The 7,129-nt window shown below is 53.4% G+C and carries 5 protein-coding genes; 3 read left to right on the forward strand and 2 right to left on the reverse strand.

Translation table 11 applies throughout. The annotated features are described in order from the left end of the window. The 3 genes from Q0294_RS19610 to Q0294_RS19620 form a co-directional block, all read left to right on the forward strand. Positions 1 to 190, forward strand: a 190-nt coding sequence (locus Q0294_RS19610; RefSeq protein WP_299468833.1) for a hypothetical protein, incomplete at its 5' end; no start/stop codon positions are given. 760 nt (positions 191 to 950) lie between these two features. After that, positions 951 to 2,456, forward strand: a complete 1,506-nt coding sequence (locus Q0294_RS19615; RefSeq protein WP_299468835.1) for a DUF1598 domain-containing protein — start codon at positions 951 to 953, stop codon at positions 2,454 to 2,456. A gap of 391 nt (positions 2,457 to 2,847) precedes the next feature. After that, a complete protein-coding gene (locus tag Q0294_RS19620) occupies positions 2,848 to 4,647 on the forward strand; it encodes an arylsulfatase (protein WP_299468837.1) in 1,800 nt (599 codons plus the stop codon). A gap of 31 nt (positions 4,648 to 4,678) precedes the next feature. Here Q0294_RS19620 and hemG read toward each other — a convergent pair whose 3' ends face one another. Continuing rightward, a complete protein-coding gene (gene hemG / locus Q0294_RS19625) occupies positions 4,679 to 6,145 on the reverse strand; it encodes a protoporphyrinogen oxidase (RefSeq protein WP_299468839.1) in 1,467 nt (488 codons plus the stop codon). 54 nt (positions 6,146 to 6,199) lie between these two features. Then, on the reverse strand, positions 6,200 to 7,129 hold a 930-nt coding region (hemE, locus tag Q0294_RS19630; protein ID WP_299468842.1), incomplete at its 5' end, for a uroporphyrinogen decarboxylase.

Raw genomic sequence — 7,129 nt, forward strand, 5'->3', positions numbered from 1 at the left:
TTTGAGCAGGCCGCATAACCTTAACACAGCGCCCACTATTTCTGGGGAAGTCCAAGCTGATTTATGGCGGGTATCTATTCCTGGCATAGACGATAATGCAGCCATATGTAAAGAGTGTGATACCATCTGGACTCACGATGAAAAAATCGAAGATGGTTCAGGAATTAACTTTCGCAAATTCATGTCATAATATGGCAAATCTGATGATTGGAAAGGAATAACTATCAAGGAAAAAATAACTGGAGTTTAAAAAGGTGTCAGACTGCGCACGCAGTCAAAGTTCAGCATCGCAAACGTATTCAAACGCGTGAGACTTTTCTGACGTTTCACCCTGATCTCAATGGTATTTTTTCTACCACGAAATACACGAACGTCACGAAATTTTCTGGTCGGTGGATTTGTGTCTGTTCTCTCACGTCGCCATCCGTAAGATAAGAACAGGACCGTTGTGGTCTGCGGCTCCGTTTTTTTGCTTTGCTGCCTGATGATTGCGGGCGAGATCGCTCCGCTTATGTTGTGTTCGGTTCGGGTCAGTGAGTGGTGACTTTGGGGCCGGTTATGGTTCAGTTAGGACGAGTTAAGGTCCGTTTATGTCTGTTTATGGTAGTGGATCTCAGGCACCATTTTTGATGAGACGTGGCACGGAACATTTTGAAAGCCTGTCTAACTGTTTTATTCCACAGGAGATCGGCGTTGGCTGCGGGCATGGGTTGGCAGGGACGTGTTTTCATGTCTTCACCTGTTTTGATAGTGAACGGTTTATTTTACGCGCGCGACGCGTTTCACGCATGTTAGGGATCGATTGGAACGGGTCAAGCTGCCAGTTTCCGCAGGCGTAAACAGCCTGAAGCAGGTGGGCTTTGTTCCGTATCGAACGCGGGTTAAATGGGTTCAGCCTGCTCGAAATTCGACAAAAAAGCTGACTCTGACCGTGACGGGCTGGTAGAATAATGAATGTCGTGATTTTATCGCGGGCAAAATATTGCGGGCAGCAATTAGCGGGCAGAAAGCAGCCATTGATGAAAAACCTCTCTCATAAACTGGTAACATGCAACACTCGCTTCCGGCACTTCGTTCCCGTGCTGTTGCTGGTGATGTTTGTCTGCGCGCCTGCTGCGGCTCAGACGAATAACGGCGGGAACAATAACGGCGGCGGTGGTAATAACCAGAACAATCAGCAGAACGCGGGCGGGATCACCATCGACGCTGACGGCGTTGTTTCTTTGCCCTTTCAGGTCACGCAGAACAGCAGTCAGTTGAATCAGCGGCGGTTGCAGGCAATCGCGGCGAAGTCGCTTCCCGGCGATGTGAATCAGAAATCGGAGTTCCGTAAGATCTCACTCGTCGAACTGGAAAAGGTGTGCCGTGAGCTGAAAGCGAAAAATCAGCCGCTGCCGTCGGAGGTGCAATATCTGGCGGGGTTGTCGCGGATTGATTATCTGTTCGTGGATCGGAAGCACAACGATCTGATTATCGCGGGGCCTGCAGAAGGGTTCGCCGCCAATGCGCAGAACCGGGTTGTGGGTGTGGAAACGGGACGGCCGCCCCTTCGGCTCGATGATCTGGTCGTCGCGTTTCAATCTCAGGACCGCGGTCTGGTGACGGGCTGTTCGTTCGATGCGAAAACGGAAAACCTGGCGCGGATGAATGAATATATTCACCGCACCAATGACGCTTCCTCGGCGGAAACCGCGGTCACGCGTTTTCGAACGATGGCGCAGATTCTGGGAATGCAGGATGTCTCGGTGACGGGAGTGCCCGCGGGTTCGCATTATGCCCGCGTGCTGGTGGAAGCCGACTATATGCTGAAACGAATTTCCATCGGCCTGGAGCCGTCGGGGATACGGGAAATCAAAAGTCATCTGGCAACGCTCCGCGGGGGGGGCAACAGCACGCAACGCTGGTGGTTCACGCCGCTCTATGACGCATTCATAACGACGGCGGACCGGGACGCGTTTCAATTTTCCGGGCAGCGGTTGCAGATGATGTCGCAGGAAGAATTCGTGAATCAGGCGGGGCAGAGAACCGACGCCGCCCAGACGCGGCTTTCGACCACGAAATACGCGCAGCAGTTTACGAAGAATTTTGCGAAGCTGGCGGATCAGCATCCGACGTTTGCAGAGCTGCAGTCGATCACTGATCTGACGGTGCTGGCGGCGTTGATCAAAAAGGAACGGCTGGAAGAACTGGTCGGCTGGGAGCATCGTTTCTTTTCCTCTGAAACAGAGTTTCTGGTGCCTGAGGGAAATATTCCGAAGCAGGTGCCGACGGCTATGAATTACAAACAAGCCGGTCGGCTGATGATCTGTCTGGTGGGAGGAGGCGTGACGGTGAATGCCCGGGCCGTGGTGAATCAGACGGAGTTTCAGACGTCACGGGATCAGTCGCTGGATGAAAAGCTGAAAGCGGCCTCTGATCGGGGTCAGGAAAAAACGGTTCGCTGGTGGTGGGATTGACGGTTGGTTCTGGATACTGTCTACTGGTGGGAGTGTTGTTTAAGAAGCTCGGTTTGAGTGTCAGTCCTCTGATCTGGGTTCATACACAATGACGAATTATTTCCAATGCCGGTGTGATGTGAAAAGTAGGGGTAGACCCATGTGTCTACCCGCTGTTTCGACGTGGGTTGTGCATTGAAGTACGGTGTCGTTTCCGGTTCCGTTCAAAGCGTGATTCTATATCGCACGTCGTCAGGCAGGATGACACATGGGTCATCCCCTACGAATGAAGTCGGCTTTATCCTAACAGGTTGTTCAAGCAATCGTGTGGCAAATATTTTATTTCACGGGCTCTGAATTCGATTCTGTTTATTCTTGTTTTCTCTGACTTTTCAGGACACTGGCTTTTATCATGAGACGCGCGCTTTTCCTGAATCTTGTCTGTTCTTTGTTGCTGGTTTTTGTTTTTTGTTCGGGTCAACTTTCTCAGGCTGCTGACAAGCCGAATGTGTTGTTGATTATGACTGATGACCAGGGGTGGGGAGATGTGCGTTCGCATGACAACCCGCTGATCAACACGCCGCAACAGGATCTGCTGGCGAAGCAGGGGGCGCGGTTTGATCGGTTTTTCGTCTCTCCCGTTTGTGCGCCAACGCGATCTGCGCTGCTGACGGGGCGTTACAGTTTGCGGACCGGCGTGCATGGCGTGACGCGCGGTTTTGAAAACATGCGGGCCGAGGAAGTCACGATTGCGGAAATTCTGAAGTCGGCCGGTTATGCGACGGGGGCATTCGGAAAATGGCATAACGGGCGGCATTATCCGATGCATCCGAACGGGCAGGGCTTTGACGAATTTTTCGGGTTTTGCGGCGGCCACTGGAACAGTTATTTCGATACGAATCTGGAGCGCAATAAGCAGCCGGTCACAACAAAAGGTTACATCACCGATGTGCTGACCGATGAAGCGATCCAATTCATCAAGCAGAACAAAGACCGGCCGTTCTTCTGTTACGTGCCTTACAATGCACCGCACTCGCCGTGGATTGTGCCCGAAAAATACTGGGACAAATACGCCGACAAAGGTCTGGACGACAAGACCCGCTGTGCTTACGCGATGGTCGAATGTGTCGACGACAATCTGGGACGGCTGATGCAGACGCTGGACGATCTTAATTTGAGCGAGAATACCATCGTGCTGTTCCTGACCGATAATGGCCCGAACGGCAAACGCTATAACGGCGACATGCGCGGCCAGAAAGGTTCGATTCACGAAGGGGGGATTCGTGTCCCGCTGTTTGTGCGTTATCCGGGCAAAATCAAACCGGGCACGGTCGTCAAACCAATCACGGCACACATCGACATTCTCCCCACACTGCTGGAATTCTGTGGCGTGGAATCGACGTCCGGGAATCCTGTTGATGGAAAAAGTCTCGTGCCGCTGCTGACACAAGAATCGACCGAAAACTGGCCGCAGCGGATGCTCTTTACAGATCGACTCTTTAACACTTCGATTCCTGCAGCAGAACTGCCGACGGGATCAGTCCGAACCGATCGCTGGCGGGCCGCTTATGAACGAAACAAATGGAGTCTGTATGACATGCTGGCTGACCCAGGCCAGAAACAGGACGTGGCGCAAGCGCATCCTGAAGTGCTGCAGAAGTTGAGCGCTGCGTTTGCCAACTGGTACCGCGATGTGTCGGACGCGGGATTCGAGCCGATTCCGATTCCCGTCGGTCACCCCAAAGAGGCAGTGACTTCGATCCCGGCGAATGAATCATTCCTGCAGCCGGAAGCGGGGAAGGGGATCAACTACAGTGGCAGCGGGCATCACGGTTACGCGAACAGTTGGATCGAAGACTGGACCGATCCGGAAGCGACTGCGGTCTGGCATCTGGATGTGCTGACTCCCGGAACTTATACCGTCACCATGCAATACACGTGTGCGAAAGAAGACGCCGGCTGTGAGATTCAGGCAATCGCCTGTGACCAGAAACTGACGGCGACGATTTCCAAGCCGCATGATCCGCCGATCATTGGTAATCAGGATCGGATCGACCAGTCGGAAAACTACATGCGCAAGGAGTGGGCGACGATCAAACTGGGAACGCTGGAATTGAAAAAAGGACGCTGCGATCTGACGTTGACGGGTCTCAAAAAAGTCGGCCCGAAAATGATCGAAGTGAAAGCGATTGAAATGACGCGGGTGCCATAAAAAACGGCGTTTTCATTTCGGAACAAAACAGCTAAGAGTTCAGTGAAGCAAATAATCGCTCTGCGGCCTGTTCGGCGCTGTGGATGCAGTCGGGAATTCCCACGCCGCGATAGGCGTTGCCCGCCAGTTCCAGAGCAGGGTATTTTGCGGCGCGCTGTTCGATCTGTTCGACGAGTTGCAGATGCCCGAGATGGTATTGGGGCATGGATTGATTGTGTCTGAGTAATTTCGAGAACAGGGGTTCGCCGGTGACTCCCAGAATGTCTTTCAGTTCGTCGCGAACGATTGATGTCAGTTCTGCGTCGGAATGTGCGAGCAGTTCCGGTTGCATTGCGCCGCCGACAAACGTCCGCAGTTGCACTTGACCTTCCGGTGCGCGGCCGGGAAATTTTCTGCTGGCAAAAGCGACGGCGAATATCTTTCGTTGCTCTGCAGCGGGAATCACGAGACCGAAGGCATTGAGCGGATGTCTGATGTCAGACAAATTGAAGATATTGACCAGAATCGCGGTGGACGCGTATTCAATCTGCGCAAGTAAACCCGCCAGTTCCGGTGCGAAGGTGGCTGTGATCTTCGCGGCAGATGGCGCTGCCGTCGTGAGAATCACAGCATCGAAATGTTGTGTTTGTGGAACGCCACCTGATTCCGAGCTGACTTCATAACCGGAGTCAGCGGCAGGATTGACCTTGGTGACTCGCTGGTCGTAAAGCAGGGAGCCGCGTTCGGAGACTCGATCGGCGAGAGTTTGAATCAACGTCTGCATGCCCCCGCGGAAGGCGGCGAATAATCCGTAACGCGCGCCGGTGGCGTCGTCTGATTTTGCTGCCCGCTTCTGTTTGCGGATGGCTTTGATCAGACTGCGGTGATCGCGTTCCATATCCAGAAAGCGAGGCAGCGTGGCCCGCAGACTCAGTTTCTCGGGGTCGGAAGTATAAATGCCGGCGACGAGCGGTTGGATCAGCCGCGTTAAAGCTTCTTCACCAAAACGACGCGTCACAAAATGAGCCAGACTTTCGTCATCCTGATCCAGGCCGGCTGCACTCTCTCGACACTTAATAAAATATTCGAGCCCCATACGCAATTTTCCCCGGAGACTGAGCAGGGGGGTCTTGAGCATGGGACCTATGCGGGAAGGCGTCATCAATTCGAAACCGAGCGGAACCGGCACCGGCTGCCCGTCTTTGAGAATCAGCGCGCCGCGATACTTCTGGTTGGTGGAAATGAGCTGGTCTTCGAGTCCCAGCCGTTTACAGAGTTCAATCGCCGCAGGTTTATTGGTGATAAACATGTCAGCGCCGGTATCGATCAGATAATCTTTTTGATCAATTGTTCCGATCCAGCCGCCCGCTTCCGGCTGCGATTCAAACAGGGTGACTTCAATCGGTTGTTTTTGCTGATCTGCCAGTTCCAGCAGATGAAACGCGGCAGACAAACCGGTGATGCCACCGCCGACGACTGCGATTCGTTTTGACTGAGTTGAATTTGAAGCGTCATTCATACTTTGTCATCAATCGAGAGACCCGAGGATTCAGAAGCGAGTTTTAACTGTCTGTTATCTGCTTCCCAGTTCGTGGACGATTTCTACGAGGGCTTTGACATGATCGGGGTTCATGTCGGGCATGACGCCATGTCCGAGATTAAAAATGTGACCGTTGCGCCCCGCGGCGGCATCGAGCACGGACTTTGCTTTTTCCCTGAGTACGGGAATGTCTGCGTAGAGGGCAATCGGATCGAGGTTTCCCTGGACGGCGACATCGGGGCCTAAAATCTCCCAGGCATCGGCGAGATTGATTCTCCAGTCGAGTCCAAACACCTGCCCGCCGGTCTGTTTCTGCAAAGGGATTAAGGCTGGGTTACCGGTGAGGAAGTTGATGACAGGCGCGTGTTCCTGAACTCCAGCGACGAGTCTTGCGGTATAGGGTTGCACGTACTGCTGATAGTCTTCCGGTGAAAGACAGCCGGCCCAGCTATCGAAAATCTGCACGGCCTGACAACCGGCTGCGATCTGACGCTGCAAATACACCACAAGATTATCAACAAAACGGCTCATCAGCGCATGCCAGGCACCGGGGTCGTTATACATCATCTGTTTGGTACGGCGGTAGTTTTTGGAACTGCCCCCTTCGATGGCATAACTGGCCAGCGTAAACGGACAGCCGGCAAAACCGAGCAGGGGGATGTCTGCGGGTAAATCGGCGCGAATCAGTTTGACGGCTTCGAAGACAAAACCGAGGCAGTCCATGTCGGCGATGTCCGTCAGCCGATCCACTTCGGAGGATTCCTGGATCGGATTGTGAATGACGGGACCTTCGCCTTTGAGATATTCGAGATCCAGGCCCATCGGTTCCAGAATCGGCAGGAGATCGGCAAAGAGAATGGCGGCATCGACGCCGAGCACCCGCTGGGCTGTTAAAGTCACTTCCGCGGCGAGAGCCGGGGTTTTGCAAAGCTCAATGAATGTCGTTTTACTGCGGACGGCCAT

This window comes from uncultured Gimesia sp. (assembly GCF_937919775.1).
Taxonomy (GTDB): Bacteria; Planctomycetota; Planctomycetia; order Planctomycetales; family Planctomycetaceae; genus Gimesia.